We start from the raw sequence: 23,551 nt of genomic DNA, 5'->3' as shown, positions 1-23,551 counted from the left end.
TTTTTTGTCTCAGTTTATAATGCTAGGGGCAATTGAAATTTGTCCTGAACAGGCTAGGGGCAATTGAATTTGTCCATTCTGATGAAGTTTTTACTCCCCTTTCAGACTAATATGCACTTTCATTACCGCAGTGCTGCTCTGGAGTGGGGACTAACTTTGTCCTAGCGCTGATTGGCGAGCAACTTTTTCACGATGAAGCGCTGGTGGCCGAAATGGCCGACCGGTCTTCTCGTTGCTGACGCTGGCGTCAACAGCAGGCCCTAGGCCTTACGTGTGTTAATGCCAACGCTGAATTGACCCACGTGCTGCCGTGCGATTAGCCCACCCTCAAGTCAACACAAACCCAGTAAAATAGTGGTTCTCGGGGAGTCTGCCCGGTTCAGTGATATCTCGGCAACTGGGTCAATTCGGTGCCGGCGCCAACAATCTAGGAAACCAGGGGCGATTCACTAGAACTGCATAAGTAATCAGAAATCAGCGCCAAAATAGAAATTGATGGGAATTTTCTGATATCTATGTAGTCTGTTTCACGATGGTTACACATGATGTCAAATTGCCGCTATTTGGCATGGCACTGAACGTCGTATTGACTAGTCCCGAACAGGCGTACCTCTCGCCACTAGCGCTTCTAATGGAATATTTATGCTTGCCTTTAAAAGGACATGGCTGGGTTTGTGTGCGCTGTTCTTGGCCACAGGAGCGTTGACGCCTGTTTAGGCTGCAACCCCCGGCGAACAGGATCTCATACGTGATCGCCAGGACCGCTTGCTCGAAGAGCAGCGCCGTCGCCTTGAAGAGCTCAAGGACCTACCCGGCAAACAGGCCACGCCGACAGTACCTGTCACGCCTGCCGATACCCGCTGCTTCACTATCAATCGCATCGAACTCAAGGGGGCGGATTCCTTGTCGCCCGCTGAACGCGATGCGTTGATTACACCGTTTCAGGGCAAATGCCTGGGCGTTGCTCAGCTCAATGAACTGCTGAAGGCCATCACCGACCATTACATCGACAAAGGTTTGGTGACCACTCGGGCCTATCTGCCGCAACAGGACCTGTCCACGGGCGACCTGCAAGTGCTGGTTATTGAGGGCAAGCTGGAAAAACTGCGCAGCGATGCTAACAGCGGCCTGTCGGATCGCGAGCTGGCCATGTCCTTTCCAGGCCAGGAAGGGCAAGTGGCCAACCTACGCGAGATCGAGCAGATGGTGGACCAGCTAAACCGCTTGCCCTCCAATCAGGCACAAATGGAACTGACTCCGGGCCAGACCGTGGGTGGCAGCGACGTGGTGGTCAAAAATACTCCGCAAAAACCCTGGCGCGCCAACCTGTCGCGCAATAACGACGGCCAGCGCAGTACCGGCGAACAGCAATGGAACGTCGGTCTGGACTGGGACAGTCCATTAGGCCTTGCAGACCAGCTGAGCCTGCGCGGCGGGCATGATGCCGTCAGCGACCATCAACAGGCTTCGCACAACGGCCTTCTGTCATACAGCCTGCCGTGGGGGTGGTGGACTTTCAGCTATCTGTATAGCGAAACCGAATATCGCTCCCAGGCCGAAGCCGATGGTTTCAAGTTCAACCAGGATGGCGACAGCCAGAACCATCAGTTTCGTGCCGAGCGCGTGATCCACCGCGATTCGGTCAGCAAGACCTCGCTTAACGCCGGTCTCGCGTACCTGCGCACCAACAACTACGTCGAGGACAGCAAGCTGGCCTTGAGCCGCAACCGCATCACCGAAGCACAATTCGGCATCAACCACGGCCGACGAGTCGGGTCTGCATTCGTCAACATTGACCTGGGTATGCAGCAGGGCATCGGCTTACTGGATGCTCAAGGCAATCACGATCCGGGGCCGGGCGAGGCCGATGCGCGCTATCGCAAATACACCGGCACCATCAGCTACCTGCCATCCGTTTCAGCTATGGGGCGAAAATCTGGCCTTCACCAGCCTGGCCACAGGGCAACGCAGCGAGGACGTGCTGTTCAGTCCGCAACGTCTGAGCCTTGGTGGTTCGTCATCGGTACGCGGTTACAAGGACGAATTTCTGTCCGGCGACAGCGGCGGCTACTGGCGTAATGAAATACGTCTGACGCGTCCGGTAGCGCTGGACTGGCTGCGCCCGGTGTTCACTGAATACGGCGCCGCTGCTGGCTACGATCAGGGGGTTATCCGCAATGATCGTTATAACGGCCAAAACCATGGTCGGTTGTCCAGCAACTCATTGGAATTGTTTACCCGTGGCCAGCACGTCGCTGCGTCCGTCACCTTTGCCCATTCCCTGGAACGTCCCGATGTGATCGAGCGCGAAGCGCCGATCTACTTCCGCATGGACTTTTTCCTTTAATAACGCTGCTCCGAGGTCGCCCACATGGACGCTCATCAACTGGCTCTGCTGGCACGTCAGCCCTCTGCTGCAGTAGCCGAGCGCACGCGATTTCTGGGCATTCCCAAGCGCCTGCTGGCGTTGCTGTTGGCCAACGTCATGTTCTGGCAACCGATCTGGGCGCAGGCCGATGGGATAGCAGTCAGTGGTACCACCAATACGTCCGTAGGCCAGGCAGGCAACGGCGTGCCGGTCATCAACATTGCCGCACCCAACGCGGCAGGGCTTTCGCATAACCAGTACCAGCAGTACAACGTCGACAGCAAGGGTGTGATTCTCAACAACGCCACCAATGCCATACAAGCCACACAGCTGGGCGGCAATATCCTTGGCAATAATCAGTTAGGCGGGCGCGCCGCAAGCACCATCCTCAACGAAGTGACCGGCGCCAACGCCAGCCAGTTGAATGGGTACACCGAGGTGGCCGGGCAGGCAGCCCGCGTGATCATTGCCAACCCGTATGGCGTCACCTGCAGCGGCTGCGGCTTTATCAACACGCCTCGTGTCACCCTCAGCACTGGCAAGCCGGTACTCGATGCGAATGGCAAACTCGACCATTTTGCCGTGGACGGCGGCAGCGTCACGATCGATGGCAAAGGCCTGGATGCAAGCGCAGTCGACCAATTCGATTTGATCACCCGTTCTGCGAAGATCAACGCCGATATCTACGCAAAACAACTCAACATCGTCACCGGTGCCAACGACGTCAACGCCGACACGCTGGCGACCACACAGCGTGCTGCCAATGCCGCCGACAAGCCGCAACTGGCCATTGATTCCTCTGCGCTTGGCGGTATGTACGCCAACGCGATCAAGCTGGTCGGCACCGAACAGGGTGTCGGCGTAAAGACGGCAGGCAATATGGCTGCAAGTGGCGGCGATATTCAGATAGACGCCAACGGTCACCTGAACATGGCGCAGGCCTCGGCGCAGGTTGCGCTGAACGTCAATGCACCTAGCGTCGAAATGACCGGCAAAACTTATGCGAGCAGCGTTAACGTGCGCACCGCCGGCGAGCTGGTCAACCAGCAAAGCCTGGCGGCACGTGAGCGGGTCGAGATCCACGCGGGCAAAGTCACTAACGCGGGGACCATCGCTTCGGGCATCGAAGCCGACAACAGCCGCAACGCGAGCGGTGACGTCACGATCAACGCGCCGGTGGTCGTCAACACCGGCAGCATCGAAGCCAGTCGCGCACTGACTATCAATGCGGCTCAGACCCTCAACAACCAGAGCGTGGTGCAAGGCGGCGCGGTCAACCTGACCAGCGGCCAGATCATTAATCAGGGATTGGCGGCACGTCTCGTCGGTGAACAGTCGCTGTTCATCTCGACCCCTGCCATCGTCAACCTGTCCGGCGTGATTCGTTTTGCTACCGGGCAGGCGGCCAGCCTGCAACTCGACAGCCTTGAAAACCGCGAAGGACTTATTCAGGCGGCAGGCGGCAGTCTGGCGATCAGCGCGGGCGCACTGGACAACAGTGCCGGTCAGATCGACGCCGGTAGCCTTACGGTTGCGTCCACCATGCTCAACAACCGCTCCGGCTTGTTGTCAGCTCGTGCAGGCGATGCACGTGTGACGGCGCGCAACACGCTGGATAACACCGGCGGCACCGTTCAGGCGCAGAACCTGTTGAGCGTCACCGGTGGCAATGTTCTTAACCAGAGCGGCAGCCTGCTGGGGACGAGCATCAACGTGGCTGCGCCGGGCGCGCAAATCGACAACCGTAGCGGCCTGATTCAGGCATCTGGCGGCAGCCTGACGATCGGTGCGGATGCGCTGGATAACAGTGCGGGTCAGATCGATGGCAATAGCCTTACCGTTGCGTCCACTTCGCTCAATAATCGCTCCGGCCTGCTGTCGGCCCGTGCGGGCGATGCACGCGTGACGGCGACTGGCACACTGGATAACACCGGCGGCACCGTGCAGGCGCAAAACCTGCTGAGCATCACCGGTGGCAATGTCCTGAACCAGACTGGCCGCCTGCTGGCGGTCACCGGCAATCTCGACCTTAACGCGACAGGCCTGGATAACCGCAGCGGCAGCGTGCTGGGGGCAGGCGTCAACGTAAGCGCGCCGGGTGCGCAGATCGATAACCGTGGCGGCAAAATCGTTGGTGACCGCATCGACCTGAACGCCGCCGGTCTCGACAACCGCGAGCAAGGCCTGCTGGCAGCCGGTACGCAGGGCATGGCCCTGAGCTTTGCCCCAACGGCGAGCCAGGCTCAGTTGCTCAACCGCGGCGGCCAGATTCAAAGCGATGCCGGCCTGCGGGTCAGCGGCGCATGGCTGGACAACAGCGCCGGTACGCTGCTTGGCCAGAACGTGCTGATCGACGCACCACGGCTGATCAACGACAACAACGGCGCAGTGGTCAGCAATGGCGGCGACGTAACTCTGAAAGTCAGCAACCTGCTGAGCAACATGACCGGCATCATCGATGCGGGCAGCAGCCTGGTCAAGATCAGCGGTTCGTCTGACCTCAACAACCAGGGCGGCAGCATTCGTGGCAAACAGCTGAGCCTGCAAGCAACCACCCTGCGCAACGGCCAGCAAGGCCAACTGGTTGCGGGCAGCGGCGGGCTGACCTACACCGGCGGCACGCTGGATAACAACGGCGGGACGCTGCTCACCAGTGGCGGCACCACGCGGCTGGAATTGGGCAGCGGCACCGTCAGCAACGTCGGCGGTACGATTCAGGGCGACACGGTAAACATCACCGCCGGTTCGCTGGACACCAGCAGCGATGGCAGCAAGGTGGGCATGATCTCCAGCCTGGTCGACAGCCTGACCTTGAACGTGGACTCGCTGACCAGCAATGCGGGCAAACTCTTCGCCAAGACATCGCTGGTATCGACTGGCACCACACTGTCGAACACCAACGGCGCCCAGCTCAGCGGCGACAGCGTCAACCTCACCGCCACCAACCTGGTCAACCGCGGCGGCCTGATCGAATCCAATACCACGCTGAATCTGCAAGGCGGCTCGCTGGACAACACCTCGGGGCAACTGCGCGCTTTGGGCAACGTGGTCAATAACAATGCTGGCATCAACAACACAGGCACAGGCGCACTGCGCGCCCTGACCACCGACACCAGCACTTTCGATTTCGCCGGCAGCATCATCAACCAGAGCGGCCGTATCGAAGTCGGCAACACCGACTTCGCCCTCAAGGCCGATGCGCTGGACAACCGCTCAGGCAGCATCGAGCACGCTAACACCGGCCTGCTGACACTGGACTTCAATCGCGTCTCCGGGGCGGGCGGCAGCATTACCACGCTGGGCAGCGGGGACTGGAATTTCGGCAGCGTCGACGGGCTGGGCAAGGTGCAGCTCAACAACGCATTGACCTACACCAGTGATTCGCTGGCACTGCTGGCCGGTGACCGGCTGGCCAGCGGGACCGGTCTGACCCTCAACCTGAACAGCCTCAACAACGGTGGCGAACTGCTCAGCGATGGCGACCTGACGCTCAACCTGAACGGCGATCTGACCAACAGCGGCCGCCTGTCTGCGCAAAACCTGCTGACCATCACCGCCAACAACGTCAGCCAGAACGGTGGCCGCATTGGCGCGGGCAGCGACACGCGCCTGAAACTCAGCGGCACCCTCGACAACCTCGGCTACCTGACCGCTCGCCAGAACCTGCGCATCGATGCAGCGCAGATCGACAACCGCGGCACATTGGGCGCACAGGGCGCCGTTAACCTCAATGCCAGCAACGCCATCACCAACAGCGCCGACTCGCTACTGTTCAGTGGCGGCGCAATGGCCTTGCGCACCGGCACGTTCAGCAACCTGTACGGCGACGTCTACAGTCGTGGTGATTTGAGCGTGGCCAATCTTGACGGCGGCGCCGCACAACGCTTCAGCAACCTGTCCGGCACGGTGGAAAGCGAAGGCGCAATCACCATCAATGCCACCGCTGTGGAAAACGCCAAGGCCGAGTTCGAGCTGGGCCAGAAAATCGTCAGCGGCAGCCTGAACTGGCAGTGCGGCCAGCATTGCGACGGGCATGACTCGTTCAAGCGCGGCGCCATTACCATTGAGCAGACGCTGCTCGAAACCGCCGTCAAGGATTCCCCGTCGGCCCGACTGGTGGCAGGCAAGGACCTGACCATTCAGGCTGACAACGTACAGAACCGTTACAGCCTGCTGGCCGCCAATGGCAACCTGAGCATCACCGCCAACGACCTGCTTAACCAAGGCGCCTCAGAGCGCACCGGGCAGAACAGCATCTCGATCGGCACACCGGGCCGGATCGACACCGGCTACTGGGATCAGATGGAGTTCGTCGACATCCCGGCCTTCAAAGCCGCTGTGGCTGCTGGCAACTTTGACCTGGCACGTTTTGAAGTGCTCAAGGCCCGTTCCTCCGATAGTCGCTTTGAAGAACAAAGCAACGTCACTGTCTGGACAGACAGCCCGCAGCCCAAATACGCCGCCACGCTTCAGGCGGGTGGTACGGTCAACCTGAACATCGCCCGCACTGTGCAAAACGGTTCGCTGCGCGCCAACAACACCCAGGAAATACTCACCGGAAAGCTGGGTGAGGATCAGACAGGCATCAAGGTCGGTGGCATCGACATCACCATCAACAAACAGGCCACCGACGCGAGCACTGCGACCGTGGCGTCGGTCAAGCCCGTCCAGCGCGTCGCCGCCGATGGCAGCGTGCAGACGGTCTTCACTCCGGTGGACTACAGCGGCATTCCGTTCGCCGCCGTGGACCCGACCGCTGGCGCGACCTTCCAGCTGCCCAAAGGCGATTACGGGCTATTCATTCGCAACCCTGATCCGACCAGTAACTACCTGATCGAAACCAACCCGAACCTGACCAACCTGTCGCAGTTCCTCGGTTCCGATTACATCCTCAGTCGCCTCAACATCAACCCTGACAGCAACTGGCGTCGTCTGGGTGACGGCCTGTACGAACAGCGCCTGATACGCGACGCAGTGCTGGCACAAACAGGACAGCGCTTCCTTGCCGACGGCCTCACCAGCGATTACGACCAGTACCGCTATCTCATGGACAACGCGCTGGCCAGCAAAAGCGCCCTGAACCTCAGCCTCGGCGTCGCGCTGAACGCCGAACAGGTCAGCGCCCTGACCCACGACATCGTGTGGATGGAAAACCGTGTCGTCGACGGCCAGAAAGTCCTTGTACCGGTGCTGTACCTGGCACAGGCAGACTCACGCAACCTGCGCGGGAACAGCCTCATCCAGGGCCGTGACCTGAACCTGATCTCGGGCGGCGACCTGATCAACGTAGGAACCCTGCGCGCCAGTAACAACCTCAACGTCAGCAGCGGTGGCAGTATCTATCAGGGCGGGCTGGTCGACGCCGGCAACAACCTGCAGATGATCGCGCAGGACAGCATTCGCAACGCGATGGCCGGCGAGATTCGTGGCGGACAAGTCAGCCTAACCGCCGTCAAAGGCGACATCCTCAACGACCGCACCGCCATCAAGGTGCGTGACGGCGCGGGTACCAGCGGCTCTTCTGCCTTACGTTTGAAGGGGCGAATATAAGCCTTCAGACGACTGACGCCGCCGCTGTACCCCAATGCCGTGATCTCACGCAGCAGGACGGTCGCCGGAATCCAGTGTGGGCGCGCCGCCTCAATACGCTCGTGCAGGTAGTCCTTGAAGGGGTCGATTTTGCACGGACGTGCGGGTCTCACCTTGTCACTGGGTAGCGACCGGGCCTTTCGCAGGTACTTGCGCACGGTGTTACGCGAAATACCCAGCTCACGGGCGATGAATTTGATGCCATGGCCCTGACGGGCCAACACTTTAATTTCCACAGACTGCTCCTGGGTCAACATATTGGCAGCTCAAAGCCGCCAGTTTTACCCAGGGGGGTCAATTCTAGGTTGGCGTTAGGGGGGCATTTTTACAGTGGCGGTGACATTTAACCTCGAGCCAAAATCGCAGCGTGTTTCAGACGCTCCTAAGGCCGAGCCCTATGCCGACGTAAATTCTTTATACTCGGTTTAAATTTAAACAGGACAGAACATCAAGGAGCGCCAATGGAATTTGAGCTGGACAAATTCAATGGAGTGATTATTGATCCTACGTCATTGCCGGCGTCCAGAGAGTCAATGGTCGCCGCGCTCGAGCACTTGACTACCTGGCAGGACCATGAGCAAAAATCTCTTGCTTGGATATCACTTCCCATCACAAGTGCCGAAAGCATTCCTCTGTTCACTCAGGCGGGTTTCACTTTCCATAGCTGTCTTCATAACGAATTGACATTGGTTCGAAAGCTTTCAAATCTGTCGTTCGTGCCGTTTATCCCTACGCATACGGTAGGTGCAGGCGCTATCGTTTTGAACGACGCCAATGAACTGCTCGTGGTCAGAGAGCGCGGCAGTAATGGTTTCAAATTGCCGGGCGGCCACGTTGAGGCTGCAGAACAGATTCAGGACTCCATCAAGCGCGAAGTCCTTGAAGAAACAGGCATTGATACCGAATTTCACTCCATCGTGGGATTCTCGACTAAACATCCTTATCAGTTTGGCAAATCGAATCTGCATTTTATCTGCCGGATGAAAGCGCTGACGTACTCAATCAACATCCTCGATACTGACGAAATTGAAGAGGCAAAATGGGTACCCCTAGCCTCGTATATCTTGGAGCCAGCCAACAGCCTCTCGAACCGCCAGATGGTGAGCCGCATCGCCTGCAGCGAAGGTCTGGCACCGACCGATCTCACTGGCAACTGCGGCCCACACAAAAAAGCCGAAATATTTCTGGCACGAGCAACCGGGTTAATCACTTTTGCTCAAAGCACTCTGGATTGATGGATTTTCAATAAGGCCGTTCGACGTCTACAATACAACCATATGGCCACAGCCAGAACGGCGGTTAGCGGTAAGCCATGGAACAGCACGATTACTTTGGCCGGAGGCCACGTTACATAAAAAGGTCCGACGAGGAGCATACCCACGCCGAAGCCTGCCATTTGAATCAGAGTCAACAGGCTAAATAACGGTAACCGCAGAGAGTCAGGTTCACGCTGAGCACGCGATATCAACGCAACTTCGGCAACTCCATCACCTAAGCCTGCCCATATGACTACCAGCAATGCGATCCAGAGTTCGGTTTGCTGAAACGTCAGAATAAAAGCACTGGACATCAGCGCCACTCCCGCTAGAAACAGAAGCTCCATCCCTTGATTACCGCGATTTCTCAATAGGCGACTGGCCACTCGCGCGCCCACGAACTTACCACAAGCCCAAACGGCTAATAGATAACCCATAACCGTCTTTGCGACGTCAGGCGAGATATACTCGGACAACACCGGAAAACCGACGTTATGCGCGGCACTGCCAAGCGTATCGAGCATCGTGACGAGCAGCATGCCAGCCAGAACGGGCGAGCTGCGCAAGCCTTTGGTGAGCTCGCGCCACTCTTCACTCAGTGGCCTACGTTGCGCAGGGGCTGCGCTGTACAAGACTCGCAAAGGCAGTATCAAACAGGCTGCAATTAAATAAGTCACGATATTGGCAACCAGAACGGCTTCGAACCCCCCACCGGCAATCAGCAACCCGGAGACCAGACTGCCAAATACAGCACCCGTGGCGGCGGCGGATGTAAGCCAAGCATTCGTTGCGACACGCTGGCTATGAGCAATCCATGTAGGCAACTGACTATTAATGCCAATCGCAAACAGGGAATTCGCCGCGCCGATGCCAAATGCTATGAAGGGAAGAATTGTCAGTTGATGAGCTGGTAACAAAAATAACAGTGGCGCCAACAACAGAGCCCTGAAGACATCCAGAGCTGCCAGTGGACCTCGGCCTATAAAACGACGGAAGAATATAACCCCGAACAAACTGGCAAATACGCCACCGGCGACTCTGCAGGCGAGAAATACACTGACAAATACCACGCTCTGGCTGAGCCAATAAACATATGTAGCCAGCGCAACCATGTTGAGAAACGCGCCGAAATCAGATGCGCCTCTGGCGAAAATCAGCAGACGCGCGTTGCGACTTGAAAGCGCTAGAGTACACTCGGACATCAACATGTCTCCTGCTCTGCAACATCTGGTACACGGCGAAATCCAACAACAAGCACGTCGCGCCAGGCTGGTGATGCGCTGGATGCTTGGCTGACATCGCTTGCCTGATGATAGGCGACGCTATCACGGACAACGATGGTTTCCAAGAATCGCTCCATTGTCAGACTCAGTACTAGGCTTTCAGCGTTCTCATTCAGGTAGATATTGGAGACCACAGGCGCCGTATTGCTTGCATCCACAAAGTGCATGAACACCCAGTCCAGCCCATCCTGATGTATACCGGAAGTGGTCGGGCTTGTGATTTGCATATCCGCTCTTACGCGGAACTGATGGATATCAATGGAATACGTTTGATCTGTCAAATGTGGGCCAACCACCGCGATGTCCGCCGCAACAACTTGACGCAAGACCGGGTGAGCGATGAAGGACTCCTCAGCATAGCTCAGCAGATTCACACCCTGGCGATAGTTGATTGCATACGTCACGGGCGACTTGAACGCGGGGTTCCTGTCAATTTCCAGCTGCCGGGAGGGCAGCAGGCGATAACGCAAAATACGTCGCTGGCGATTCGTGTATTCCTTGAATGCCTCGTCGAGCACCAAGTTTGACCAGTACTGGCGAAAACTATCCGCATCCTCAGGTGCGAAGTGGATCAGCTTACAAAAGTCCGGCGCATGACAGTAGTGTTGTTGTTTCAAACTTTTCGATATGTCCGAGAGGTCCATTGCTTTATCCACCCAACGTTTGTTCGATAACCGGTTGCAAGCGGTGTAGAAGCTCTTTGTGCAACGTTGATGCATGGGCCGCATCGTTGACTCTGGCCCAGCACTTAAGTAAATAATGTTCCTCGATTTCTGCATCCATGTAACTGCCGGGATCCTGCTGAGCATACTCTACGATCGAATCACTGCACTCGAGAAAGCTCACCCCTTCTATCCCTCGGAAATACCCGCTGCTCTCTGGGTACAAGGCCAACATTGCATAACTTTGTACCGAATTCGCCGCCTTTTGTGTTTGTTCCAATAGTTTAGCGTCAATCTGCTGATTCCCCAAAAGAAGCGAGACATACAGATGATAGGGATCCACGCCCGCCAAGTCGCGAAGTGCGGCATTTACGTACAATCCGCCCAAGCGTGAGTTGATCTCAATGACGACAGGCCCGAGTTCAGTCAAGCGAAACTCCAGATGCACAATTGCGTTGGTCATGCCAATTGCGTGCAAGCAATCCTTTGCGTACTGACGAATTTGCGCGCACTGATCCTGGGTGAAAGAAGCCGGCGGTGTGATCAACAGGTTCTCGAGGATCGTTCCACTGCGCTCTGTCAGCAATAGCTTTTCGTTGATCAGAAGTGGATGAACACGGTCTTCGACGATAACACACTCCACCGTACCTTCGATCCCTTCGATGTATCCTTCCAGCAGGATGCTCCGCCCAGGGGTGTACTCCAGTAAACGCCCGCACTCATCGCTAAGCATATGAGAACAACCGTAGAAGTCCGCGCAGCCGGCCTCGCCGTGTTGCGCCAAGTATTGCTGATAGTGCGCACGCAATTCTACCCAGTCAGAACACTTCTTGATGAACGCCGAAGCACCACCGAATGCTGGTTTGGCAATCAGTGGATACCCGACACGCCAAGCACCAGTTTCGAGTTCTTGCTCATTGTTGCAGAGAGCAAAGGGGACGGAGCGCAATGCATGTTTCTGCAGCACCTGTCGCATCAAAAACTTATTATTACACACCGCAATGGCGTCAGGGTTTGAATACACCAAACCCAGTTGCCGAGAGGCGCGAGCGACAATACAGCCAACTTCTCCACGCGCAGAGGCATGGCCAGCGTAACAGAAGATTGCGCGGACATCATATTGATTGTTCAGCGAACTGACCAAGTCGATAATTGCCTCTTCGCTTAAATCTGCCAGTAAAAAAACTTCTCCATTGTCATGCTGGAGCCGTTGTAAATGATCACGTCCGGAAACACCAGCGGTCAAACACTTGAGGCCAAGCTCACGTGCAGCAGTAAAGTGCGGTTCACGGTAGCTATAACGAACACAGGGGCCGTCATCGATATCAATAAATAGGATTGCATTTTGACTCATGATTTATCACCTCATGGAAAAAGTAGGCTACACATCGTGCCAAGTGCACCACTGTCCTTCGCAGTTTTTAAATTTGTAATAGCGTTGGCCATCACGATTTTCAAAACGCGGAAGATCTTCAGGCTGCTCAAAATCGACAAGAGGTACGGTAAATTTTCCCTGAGCATGCGGAAGCACATACTCCGGCAATGCGATGTTAGAGACTCGCCGCTTGAGCCGGTTCATGATGGCGATAGCTTGGCTTATCGAGGCCTTGTACTCGGAAGCGCCCGGTGAAAACGGCATGAAATGATATAAATAATAGGGTTTTACGCCCATGCGATACAGATCGATAAATAATCTGTGAAGCGTTTTTTCATTGTCATTAACCCCACGCAACAGTGGCATATTGGAGAAAATGATGGGAACGGCGATACGAATTTTCGAAATGGCTCTCTCAAAGTCAACACTTAGTTCCAACGGATGGCAGACATGAACACCAAAGGCATTAACCTTGTATTTGGCCAAAATCGCTACAAATTCATCAGTTACACGAAACGGATTGAAACTCAGTGCCCGCGAGTGAATACGTATAAGCAGGTCTTCCCTGATTGAGCGCAATGCCGCAAGGTTTTCTTCAAGCTTACGATCAGAAAGCATCAACGGATCACCCCCACTGAGAATGACCTCTTCGATTGCAGGGTTATTGCGGATGTATTCCACGGAATCGAGGAATAAATCCGTATTGGCATTTTTTTTGTCCGTGCCAACCTGCAAAGTACGCAGCGCTTCAAAACAAAATTGACAATAAGCATTACACGTATTGGTCATCCTAAGAATGACGCGGTTATCATACTTATGCTGGCAGATCGGAGTTTTCATCTCATGATTCAACTCCCAATTTTCCGATGCGCCATCGTAGTCGCCCATTACATTTTCATTCCAGTACGGAACTACCTGACGCCACAGCGGATGCTCAGTGACCGGCTCGCTGCCCAGTGATTGCATGATCAGATCAACATAGTAAGGAGTGATCTGCATCTTGCGCCCCAGCAAGTTTTGCTCGATACGGATTGATATTTCTTGATTCCAACCGCCACACGCGCTACGAAGTGCAGGTTCATCGCGCAGAGCATTCTTTTGCTGCCAGCGCCAGTCGCTCCATTGCCCAGAACTGCGAATAATATTTTCCTGAAAAACCGACATATACTTATCCTCAAGCAGGCTCACATGATTCTATATTGTTATCGATTCAGCGCCACCAACCACGCCAGTCAGGCAGAGGCCACTCGAATACTCTCGAGCCGCCATGCAGCCAACATCAACAGTGCTGCTAACACTGCACAACCCAGGCAACCGAACAATGCGAGCTTGAAACTTGACAGTTGCGCAACCAATCCAACCAAGGAAACGCCTGCCATCATGCCCAAACGCATCACATTGCTATAAAAAGCCGAGGCAAATCCCACACGATCAGGCATAGCGTCCTGAACAATGGTAATGGCTAAACCAATGAATATTCCGAAAAACAGGCCGTTGAAAAGTTGTACAAGTAGAAACATATAGGTTTCGGCAACGATTTGGAAAAGTGCATAGAAGATAATTGCGCAAGCATAGCCGAACAGCATTAAATTGTATTTTCCGTACTTTCGGCATAATGCAGCAGACACCAGCATGACCGGGATCTCGAATACTGAAGTAATACCTAACAGTAATCCAGGAAGGTAAACAGGTGTTTCCATTTCGCGTATGAGATACAGCGGCATAGCCGTGATGTATATGCTATTAGCGGCATTGGAGAAAAATATAGCTGCGCCCAACAAGCACACACGCCCAGTAATCATTGGCTTCTCCTGAAGCGACGATGCGACCGGAGGCAAAACCTTGAAAGCAGGTAACTTAGCCAGAGAAAACGCAAATACGAACAGGATGATAATAGCCGACAAGACGAAATTGAACTTGAAGCCGAACTTGTCAATCAAAATAAATGCTGACGGCGGCCCAACTATCCACACAATTGACACCGCAGATCGCATTTGCGAATTCAAACGAGCAGAATCCTTGCCCGATGCGACCGCATGGACTCTTATCATCGCCAGCAATTGCGGAATGGACGCGTGCCCCGCGCCCATCAATACCAAGCCAATCACCAGCGCCTGCCATATTTGACTTGTGTTGTAGAAGGCTACCGCTGAAAGAAATATAGACGACAGACTTAGCAGAAAAAGCTGTTTTTTTGACCGACCTTTATCTGCAAGTTGGCCGAACCATTGACTGAAAATCAAGCCTGAAACAGCAAAGCCCACACTATAAATTGCGATGTAAACCGGTGGCGCGTTAAGGTGATCAACCAGAAAGGTGCTCATCACCGGTAGGATAAATGCATAAGCAAGTGCAGTAAGACCGTTGATCAGGAAAAGATTTTTTGTCAGCGATTCAAAGCCTTTTTTGCCATTCTGATTTGGCTGCATATTGTCATCCTTTTTATAATCAGAACTGCTGCTTGCAAGATAAAGCTACCTACATCAGGCAGGTGCTAGTAACTAAGGAAACAGTTCAGCCAACTTCGCGGCATTGACCGGCCTATCGCTAATAAGAAAAATAGGCCAACGGGCAGCCCCAGGACTTTGGTAGAAGAACAATCCAGCAACCTCCGCAGCGTCACCGGGATTAAGTTTCACAGTCTTTTGACAGGAGCCGTTAATCAGTCTGTACTCAAAATACAGTTGATCCTTGCCGGCGTGCTTATCTGTGCCGATCGAGTGAATTTCAACAGAGAATGTTTTATCCTCATTTACCGCATTGAAGTTGACTCGGGATCCTTCGCGGGATTTGTAGAAGAGCAATGGAAACTTATCGACCATTACTTCTTGAAAAAAACAGATCCCATCTGGAATACGATAGAAAAATGCATCACCGTTAAAATAAAGGCTTTTTACCAGATACGAACTCGGCGAAAAAATATAGGTGAAATCGATCTTGTCGACATCCACTGACAGGGAAGCGATGTTTTCAGGCAAATCCCATTTGATCAGTTGCTCTTTCCCCTGATAACGCAAGAGCACATTATCGTTCTGTTGTTCGACGCTAATCAAACCAAGTGTCGGGTGCATGACCCCACACGATACGATATTCATAAAATGATCTCGTGGGTCCTCCAGACCAGAAGTGAATGACTGGAGGATGCCTGAATTAAGCTGGCGTATTCAGCATGGCCAAGGTTTCGTTCAATGTCGTGGTCACGTTGAAGTCTTTCCACTCCAGCCTGGTCTGGGTACGGTTAAAAATCTCATCGGAAATATCCAGAGCTTTTATCGAGTCCATGCCCAGATCAAACACCGATTTATCAGGGTCTATTGAATCCAGCTCAAGAATATCAGTCCAGATTTTTTCCAGTTGCTCTTTCGTTATTTTCATTTCAGTCCCTCGGTTTTTTAATACTCAGTACTGCCATGCCCCAGAAGTACAACCCTGTGCCGATCACGGCCACACGACTCGAAGCAGGAAGCGCGGTAATATTTTCCTGGTAGCAAGAATCAAGATTAATCAGACTGTCGCACGTGTAAGCATGCCCAAACCGGCCTATGTTGCCTTTATAAATAGAAGACTCTGGCGTTCCGACTGTTGCCGCAATCTGGCGAAGTGCACTGAAACTAAAATTATGACAAATCACATGTTTCAACTCTTCCAATTTGGTCTGCGCAGAATCCAGTGCTTCTGCGGAAACCTTCCTGATCCCGTCGAGGTAATTTTCATGGACATCGAGGTTCATTTGATTGGAGACAGGATCTATTAGGTCCTTGACTGTAATTTGCGAATGGGTGCTGATGCTTTTTAACTCGAATGGCAAGCTTTCATGCTCTTCGGTTGACACGATACACGCCACCGCGGCATCACTGTTTACAGCAAGATTCTTAAAGCGCGTACTTTCATCGAGCACTTTGTCGCAGAACACCAACAAGGCCTTGCGCTTCATGCCAGACTTTAGATACTGCGAAGTAATGTCGAGCGCTGCGAAGAAATTGTTGCACTGCGACAGATAGACGCCCAGAGGGTAAACGTGCCCCAAGTCGCACTCGATCAAGCAAGCCGCGAGATCTTTGTCGATCACATCACCGTGCCGATCGCCAAAGGTGCTCGAAGAAAAAATCAGCAGATCTATCTCGTCGGGACGGTGGCCATATTTCGATAGGGTTTTTTTGATCGCAACAGCAGAGAGCTCACCCAGACTGCGCTCTGTCCGATGGTAGTTGCCGAACCCCATGGATCGAAGAAAAAGCTGGCTCTTGCGGTCCTCATGAAGACGCATATTGTCCTCCAGCTCTTCGACATGCTCGCCGAGTTCGTAGCCGATCGCGCCCATCATCAATCGTTTCGCGTTCACTTCAGATACTCCGCTCGAAGGCTTGGTTTATCGCGCTTGCCGTTCGTATTGAGGGGAATTGATTCGATAAAAATGACTGTTCTGGGAATCATGTAGGTAGGTAAATGATCTGCCACCGCACGCCTCAGGTCAGCAACGCTGTCATTGGGCGAAACTACGAAGGCTACGAGGCTAGGTTCACCCTCGGATTTCTCGATCAATACGCAGCAATCGGTTGCCTTGAAGTGATCGATAATTGTTTTTTCAATCTCGCCTAGTTCAATTCGGTAGCCGTTAATTTTGACTTGGTCATCCACTCGGCCATGGTATTCAAGATCGCCTCTGGCATTTAATCTGCCAAGATCGCCTGTCCGGTAAAACCTGGTGCCCTCAGCTTCATCATTGATAAAGCTTTCCCGTGTTTTCTTTTCATCCAGATATCGCAGAGCCAAGTGATCGCCGGTGATCTGCAACTCGTGACTGGTATCGTCAACTTCGGCCAAACGGACAACGACGTGCTTCAGCGGTTTCCCCAAGGGAATAATCACATCCTCCGAACCCAGATACTCCTCCGCCCAACAGTAAGTCACCTGTACAGATGCCTCGACCGGTCCATAGAGATTGAGAATTCTGGTGTGAGAAAAAGGAAAGCTGTCTTTTACCTTTTTCACCAGTTGTTGCTCAAGAGGTTCGCCGCAAAACATGATCGTTCTGACCGTCTCTAAGCCCTGCCCGGCACTTTCCCGGAACAGCAGAATTCGGCGCATCAATGATGGAACCGATTGGAAAACCGTGATCTCGTGCTGATCCAGCCAAGGCACAAGTGACAGCGGATCCCTGACAGTTGACTGGCGCGGCACATACAGCGTCGCACCCGACATTAGACCTAGATAAAGCTCTCCCAGTGACAGGTCAAAACTGTGATTCGTCGTAAGAGCGACCCGGTCACCCCTTTTAACTTGAATCAAGTCCTGGACACCTTCAAACCAGCGATAGTAGCCAAGATGGCTCAACTCAACGCCTTTCGGTGTACCGGTAGAACCAGAGGTAAAAAACACGACCGCCGGAGTAGAAGAAGTTAGTCGTTCAACGGTAAATGGTTGCTCACGGTACCCTTCACGGAAAATATCGAGGGTCTTACCCGCTTTTTTCAGGGAAAGAACAACCAGAGGAATACCCAATCGTTCAGCAATGCTCTGGGCGCCTTGCCGATTCTGACTATCCGTCATAATCATGCATGGTTTCGCGACATCGGCTATGGCATCGATTCTGGAACCAGGTGTTTTCGGCTCTATCGGAATATAGGCGGCGCCCGAAAGCTGTGCACCCAAGATAGCCAGAACCATTTCCGCGGAGCCAGCAAAATAAGCCATTACTCTTTTCGTCAGGCTGTTGGCAACGCAACTGGCAATTTGCTCGGAAACAGTTTCAATATGGATGATGGCATTACGATAGCTAACGCTGGAGAAGTCATCCACTAATGCTATGGTGTCAGGTTGATATGATGACAGCGTGATAATACTCAGTATGGGTACGGCTATTTCGTCCATGAAGACACCTGTTCCTTGATTAAGCCTATGGCCATTGGGCCATGAGGCACGTTTGGCTTTTTAGAGCCTAGACCTCTTGTATTTCTGGGTATTACTGGATTATTACATCCTTTCATTACAACTACCGACTCATGCTTTAAATTGTTATCAAAAAATCAAATCGGCGTCAACTGCTACGTGAAATATTTTGTAACACGCACATTTTCAATAAGTAATCGCCGCATTGAAAAAGCACATACATATTATCTACCCCTATGATTTTATTGGTGTTTTTTAAAAAATCTAAGCTTCTCTAGACAGCTTCATTTTTTTCCTGTTATGTTTAAAAACATTGTGAGATGGATGCTTTATCTGCACCTACAGGGAGTCCAACATGAATAAACCCCGCGATCCTACAGACAGCTTTTTCGTGCCCTACAGTCGGCCTCCCTCACAAGACAGCATCAATTGCTTTCTCGCGATTGTTGAAAGCTACTGCCAGCAGAAAGAGTTGGTTGAAAGCTTTGATCTCGCTCATTTTGAGCATGAATTTCACATCATTGATGGTGCGAACACCGACATCATTGATGGTATCTCTGCATTAAAAATAGAATCTGCCTGGGAATGTCGCGACAGTGTCAGTATGCTGTCTGATAGAGTGATCAGGCGAATTCGAGAAAGACATGGGCTAGCCATCTCCCTAGAAATTATCAACGACAAATCGGCATATCTGCGTCGGCTGGAACAGATGGGTTTCGATGCAATCTGTATCTTTGATAATTATCTGATGAGTGAGAGTTATTACTATAAACGATGGCATGGATTTAGCGTCTGCATCCTTAACGGCTACGACCCCGTCACCGATCGATATGGACTTCTGGAGAGAAAGCATGGGCAATCATTCGCCTCGACCAAGGATATGTACCAGAGTGCTGATTACTTTATTGAAAGCTTGGGTGGAAGTCAGATATTCCACCCTATTTCTGTGCCTGTTACCACGGTTGCAGCTGAAATTGATTTGCGTAGTGACCTAGAGCGGATACTTAAAACGTATCACGATGAGGATCCATACTCTGGCCAGAAAGGTCTGCAGTTATTTTCAAAAACATACCCAAAGCTTATTGAAAAAAATACTCCATTTCTGATTCATTGGAGCCAACGAGGTTACGGCGAAAGATATGCCAACCATCGTTTCTTCAATGCTCTTCGCACCGCTGGCCATAGCGCCTCTGCCTCACATCAATTGCATTGGGAATACATATCGGTTTTATACAAGGAGTTGGGCGACCTGTGGCGGTCTTTTGAAATGTTTCATGTCTATTCAGTCGCACATTCAAATCCAGCGATACTAAAAAGAAATCTGCCATTATTGTCCAGCATAATTTCGAAAGAACACCAATGCATGGTTGCACTTGAAAAATTGCATGCAATGATCTAATACAAAACAAAGGAATAGTTATGACCATAGCTCTCATCGGCAAGATAGTGACGGAAAATCTTTGTCCAGTACTTGGACTCACGCACATCGACGACTCTGAGGATTTGTTTTCTTTAGGCATGACGTCTTTACACTCTGTATCACTTATGATGGCCATTGAAGAAGAGTTTAAATTTCACTTTCCGCACACAGCCTTACAGTCGGACAATTTCGAGTCCATCAGCAAAATAAGCCAAGTCGTCGAAGACATCCTGAAGAACAAAGAATATGGATTACTTTCGTGCTTAGATCGTATGAAGATGTTTTAGGCGCTTTGAACAAGGCGACCCCCGACATTCGCGAGATGGCCAAGCAAGCCGAGATCACTGGCTATTACTCGGACCAGGTCAGGTCGCTGCTGGCGAACACCGGTGCGTGTCAGTTCCTTTACCCCAAGGAGGCCGGAGGGGCGATGCAGAACGCTGATCAATTGGTGCGCCTGCTGAGACAAGCTGCGTACATCGACGGAAGTTTTGGCTGGCTGCTCATTTCATACTTTCTGGCCGCTACCCATTCAGCGATTTATCTTACTTGCCCTGGTTTCTCCAGGCTGTTCGGAGACAATCAACAGCCGATAGTCGCAGGACGATATCAACCCAATGGCAGAGGAGAGAAAGCTGAAGACGGCTTCACCCTGACGGGCAAATGGTCATTTGCAAGTGGAATTCATAACGCGGATTGGCTAGTAGCGGGTTTCTTTGAAACAACACGCGGCCAGATCCTCAAAGATAATGTTGGGAAACCCCGTGTGTCCGTTGCGGTTCTGCCGAGAAGAGACATTGCACTCACCGGCAGCTGGGACACCACCGGGTTACGCGGGACCGGCAGTATAAGTTATGAATGTACAGAGCTGTTTGTTCCAGAAAGTGCGTGTTTCAGCTTCGATCACCATGTTGTCCAGCGTGGACATGACATTCATACAATCGGAATCCTCGAACTGTCTGCCTTGACTCATGGCTGCTGGGCGCTTGGCATGGCGCAGCGTGTTGTCGATGAGATGCTGCTTTTGGCGAAACGAACCGTCAGGGCTCATGACGCCGCGCCGCTCTATGCCAAGGAAACTTTCCTTCTCGACCTGGCCAGGGCTTGTGCAAAAGTTGCGGCAGCACAAGCGTTCGTCATTGATGCGGCGCGCTCGGCTCAGCGTGAAATTCTACAACTAGGGGTGCTCGGCGATCCTGCAAAATCCAGCATTCGGCTGTCAGCAACCTTCGCCAATGAAGTGGCTGCTGATATCGCTGAAATTGCCTATCGACATATCGGCACTAGCTCGATTGCTAAACGCAATGAGATAGAACAAGTACTTCGTGATATCCAGACCGGTCGACAACACATGATGATCAGCCCACAAACGTATGTCGAATACGCACGCGCGCATTTCAGTGGAGCCAAGTGATGCCACTTCAAAAAAGCAATAAGCTGGCGATCATCGGCTACTCAGGCGTTTTTCCAAACGCCGATAACGCGGATGAACTGTGGCAGATTCTGCTGGGTCATGAAGCAACCTTCTCGACTGTTACGAATGACCGCTGGGATATGGCGTCCTATTACAGCGAGGATCGCTACGAGCCTGCCAAGAGCACCAGCAAGTGGCTCTCCTCGATCGATCTTGATTCCATCAAGGCAGAATATTTCAGCCAGTTTCCCCAGCCCGATCAGAAGCACACGGATCCGCAACAACTGATCTTATTGCGAGAAACGCAGAGGTCGCTGGACAAGGCCGGAATAACTGCTCAGGCTTTGTCAGGCTTTCGTGTATCCGTCTCCGTCGCCAGCATGGCGGCAGATAATTTGCTCAATGCCACGACCAAGGCGGACCATATCGGGCCTCATACCACGCTCGGTAACTATGAAGCCTTGTTGGCCAACCGTGTCAGCCAACATTTTGGTTTCACCGCCAGTAGCAAAACAATCAATACCGCTTGCAGCGCTTCATTGGTCGCCTTGAGCGATGCCCGTTATCAGTTAATGGCGGGCGATTGCGATTATGCCATCGTTGCTGCGGCAAACATCAGCCTGAATCCGCTGAAGTTCATTTCCTTTTCCAAAGCGGGAATGCTTTCACCCACCGGTCAATGTCGGCCTTTTGATATCAGCGCGAACGGCTACGTCCCTGCCGATTGCGTAGGCGCTCTGGTGTTGACGACCGTGGCGCGCGCGCGCGAGAGCGGGCATCCGATATTTGGCATAATTGAAGGGCTTTCGGTTAACCATAACGGGCAACGCTCACTCTCGGCGACAGCGCCGAGTGTCGAGGCCCAGGTCGAACTTTTGGGCCATGCGCTTCAGGACGCTGACTTGAAAGCAAGCGACATCACCTACATTGAGGCGCACGGCACAGGGACATCGTTAGGCGACCCGATAGAACTTGAAGCTATGGCACAAATATACGGCGCCAATGCCTGTGCCGTAGGCAGCATAAAAGGCGTAATCGGTCATGCGGAAGCCGCGGCAGGACTGGCCGGTATTATCAAGATTCTCCTGATGTTCCAAAACAGGGTCATTCCCGGTAACTTCTGGCTAAATAGAGTCAACCCGCTTGTTGCAGACCGTTCGGCTCAACTGACGATTCCGTCCACCTCAACGCCATGGCTATCAGGTCTGAAACGCACGGCGGCGCTAAGCTCCTTTGGTTTCGGCGGTTCGAATTGCCATCTTCTGATTTCTGAATATTCAGGTGAAGCATCGTCGGCGTCGCATCCGCAGCCTGGTTTTTCTGCAAGCAACGTGTACTTGTACGAAGCAGCGATCCCTCATGGCCTTGAAAGCGCCGCGTTGAAAAACTGGCTTCTGCGCAGAAACTGGTCCAATACGCCGCCTCGAAGCGTTTTCTCTAGCACCGGAAGACGTGTCATCGAAACCAGCGGTGACGGAAATTTACGCTTGCGGGAAATGTCCACTGACCACTTCAAGAATACGGTCAGGTGCGATTCCCTCGATGCCGAATGCAGCTTGATCCAGCATGTTAGCCGCCCGCTGAGCGTGTTGAGTCATAAGCCTTTCTCTGCAGCCTATGTTGATCGTCTGAGCGGGTTATTTCCTTCCGGCAGTTTCGTCCTCAGTCCTGACAATCAGTACTGGATTTTGCCAGTGTCGCTGGTCGACGAGCTCGGCAGTATCAGCTCATTGGTCGCCTCCAGCAGCTCACAGTGGACGTCCCGTTTCAGCGAATTGGAAGTCCATCAGTTCACCTTTAAGTTGCTCGTCGCGAAATGGAAGAAAGCGACTGCCGGCACGAGTGGACTGGAGGCCTTCGCAAGCTGCATGGCCTATATAGAGTTGTGCGACAAGTGGAAATTAACGGCGACCGCAGTACCCGACTCAATGCGCTTCGCTTATCAACTGGCAGCGCAAGGGTTTATTTCTCCGTCGATCGTGATTCAAATGATCAACAGCCACCAATTCAACGCCTACGCCCTGTTTGATTCGATTCTACGCAGCGCACAGCTCAACCCGCAAAAGGCGCATCTTCCGGCATTGCTAAAGTGCGACTTCCTAGAGCATTCCACATCGAGTAAAACGATCAGCATTGATGCACCTTTTGCGCCCGCATCTATGCCCTTCTTTTATAACGATCTGTTTTCAATGCTCGTCGATCTATGGCTGGCCGGGGAGCCGGTGAACTGGCAGGGACTGAGCAAAGAATGCAGTTCAAACCACATTTTCTTTTCTGAAAAATCCGAGTGCTAAC

14 protein-coding genes and 3 pseudogenes are annotated in these 23,551 nt (G+C 52.9%); 7 read left to right on the top strand and 10 right to left on the bottom strand.

Annotated features, from left to right (window positions below; all coding sequences use genetic code 11):
- Positions 1-642: 642 nt before the first annotated feature.
- Both FFH21_RS24430 and FFH21_RS24425 read left to right on the top strand, forming a co-directional pair.
- A pseudogene (locus FFH21_RS24430) lies at positions 643-2,347 on the top strand (ShlB/FhaC/HecB family hemolysin secretion/activation protein).
- Positions 2,348-2,371: 24 nt separating this feature from the next.
- A pseudogene (locus FFH21_RS24425) lies at positions 2,372-7,876 on the top strand (filamentous hemagglutinin N-terminal domain-containing protein); the annotation flags it as partial.
- Here FFH21_RS24425 and FFH21_RS24420 read toward each other — a convergent pair.
- A pseudogene (locus FFH21_RS24420) lies at positions 7,876-8,214 on the bottom strand (helix-turn-helix domain-containing protein); the annotation flags it as partial. The pseudogenes FFH21_RS24425 and FFH21_RS24420 overlap by 1 nt on opposite strands.
- 204 nt (positions 8,215-8,418) lie before the next feature.
- Between FFH21_RS24420 and FFH21_RS24415 the strand changes: the two are divergent.
- Positions 8,419-9,192, top strand: coding sequence for an NUDIX domain-containing protein (locus FFH21_RS24415; RefSeq protein WP_011169620.1), 774 nt, complete (start codon positions 8,419-8,421; stop codon positions 9,190-9,192).
- Here the strand turns inward: FFH21_RS24415 and FFH21_RS24410 are convergent.
- From FFH21_RS24410 to FFH21_RS24370, 9 genes are all read right to left on the bottom strand, one after another.
- Positions 9,174-10,415, bottom strand: coding sequence for an MFS transporter (locus tag FFH21_RS24410; protein WP_011169619.1), 1,242 nt, complete (start codon positions 10,413-10,415; stop codon positions 9,174-9,176). The genes FFH21_RS24415 and FFH21_RS24410 overlap by 19 nt on opposite strands.
- A complete protein-coding gene (locus FFH21_RS24405) occupies positions 10,415-11,140 on the bottom strand; it encodes a 2OG-Fe dioxygenase family protein (protein ID WP_011169618.1) in 726 nt (241 codons plus the stop codon). The genes FFH21_RS24410 and FFH21_RS24405 overlap by 1 nt, the downstream gene beginning before the upstream one ends.
- 4 nt (positions 11,141-11,144) lie before the next feature.
- Positions 11,145-12,512: an acetyl-CoA carboxylase biotin carboxylase subunit family protein gene (locus tag FFH21_RS24400; protein ID WP_011169617.1), complete on the bottom strand. Its 1,368-nt coding sequence runs from the start codon at positions 12,510-12,512 to the stop codon at positions 11,145-11,147.
- Positions 12,513-12,539: 27 nt separating this feature from the next.
- Entirely contained in the window at positions 12,540-13,697 is a 1,158-nt protein-coding gene (locus tag FFH21_RS24395) for a KamA family radical SAM protein (RefSeq protein WP_011169616.1), read from the bottom strand.
- A gap of 68 nt (positions 13,698-13,765) precedes the next feature.
- A complete protein-coding gene (locus tag FFH21_RS24390; protein ID WP_011169615.1) occupies positions 13,766-14,962 on the bottom strand; it encodes a sugar efflux transporter in 1,197 nt (398 codons plus the stop codon).
- 72 nt (positions 14,963-15,034) lie between these two features.
- Complete coding sequence (locus tag FFH21_RS24385) at positions 15,035-15,628, bottom strand: hypothetical protein (protein ID WP_041924652.1); 594 nt, start codon at positions 15,626-15,628, stop codon at positions 15,035-15,037.
- Positions 15,629-15,683: 55 nt separating this feature from the next.
- Entirely contained in the window at positions 15,684-15,908 is a 225-nt protein-coding gene (locus FFH21_RS24380) for an acyl carrier protein (protein WP_011169614.1), read from the bottom strand.
- Position 15,909: 1 nt separating this feature from the next.
- Positions 15,910-16,875 carry a 3-oxoacyl-ACP synthase gene (locus FFH21_RS24375; protein ID WP_011169613.1) on the bottom strand — a complete coding sequence of 322 codons (966 nt, stop codon included), beginning with the start codon at positions 16,873-16,875 and terminating at the stop codon, positions 15,910-15,912.
- A complete protein-coding gene (locus FFH21_RS24370) occupies positions 16,872-18,404 on the bottom strand; it encodes an amino acid adenylation domain-containing protein (RefSeq protein ID WP_011169612.1) in 1,533 nt (510 codons plus the stop codon). The genes FFH21_RS24375 and FFH21_RS24370 overlap by 4 nt, the downstream gene beginning before the upstream one ends.
- A gap of 373 nt (positions 18,405-18,777) precedes the next feature.
- Between FFH21_RS24370 and FFH21_RS24365 the strand changes: the two genes are divergently transcribed.
- Genes FFH21_RS24365 through FFH21_RS24350 form a run of 4 tightly spaced genes read left to right on the top strand, consistent with a single transcriptional unit; the run spans position 18,778 to position 23,550 of the window.
- Entirely contained in the window at positions 18,778-19,821 is a 1,044-nt protein-coding gene (locus FFH21_RS24365) for a hypothetical protein (RefSeq protein WP_011169611.1), read from the top strand.
- Positions 19,822-19,841: 20 nt separating this feature from the next.
- Positions 19,842-20,129, top strand: coding sequence for a phosphopantetheine-binding protein (locus FFH21_RS24360; protein ID WP_054073196.1), 288 nt, complete (start codon positions 19,842-19,844; stop codon positions 20,127-20,129).
- A complete protein-coding gene (locus tag FFH21_RS24355; RefSeq protein ID WP_041924651.1) occupies positions 20,102-21,256 on the top strand; it encodes an acyl-CoA dehydrogenase family protein in 1,155 nt (384 codons plus the stop codon). Before FFH21_RS24360 ends, FFH21_RS24355 begins: the two co-directional genes overlap by 28 nt.
- Positions 21,256-23,550 carry a polyketide synthase gene (locus FFH21_RS24350; RefSeq protein ID WP_011169609.1) on the top strand — a complete coding sequence of 765 codons (2,295 nt, stop codon included), beginning with the start codon at positions 21,256-21,258 and terminating at the stop codon, positions 23,548-23,550. The genes FFH21_RS24355 and FFH21_RS24350 overlap by 1 nt, the downstream gene beginning before the upstream one ends.
- Position 23,551 lies beyond the last annotated feature (1 nt).

It is taken from the genome of Pseudomonas sp. KBS0707, assembly GCF_005937945.2.
GTDB lineage: Bacteria > Pseudomonadota > Gammaproteobacteria > Pseudomonadales > Pseudomonadaceae > Aquipseudomonas > Aquipseudomonas amygdali.
This window is presented reverse-complemented; position numbering and strand designations above follow the sequence as displayed.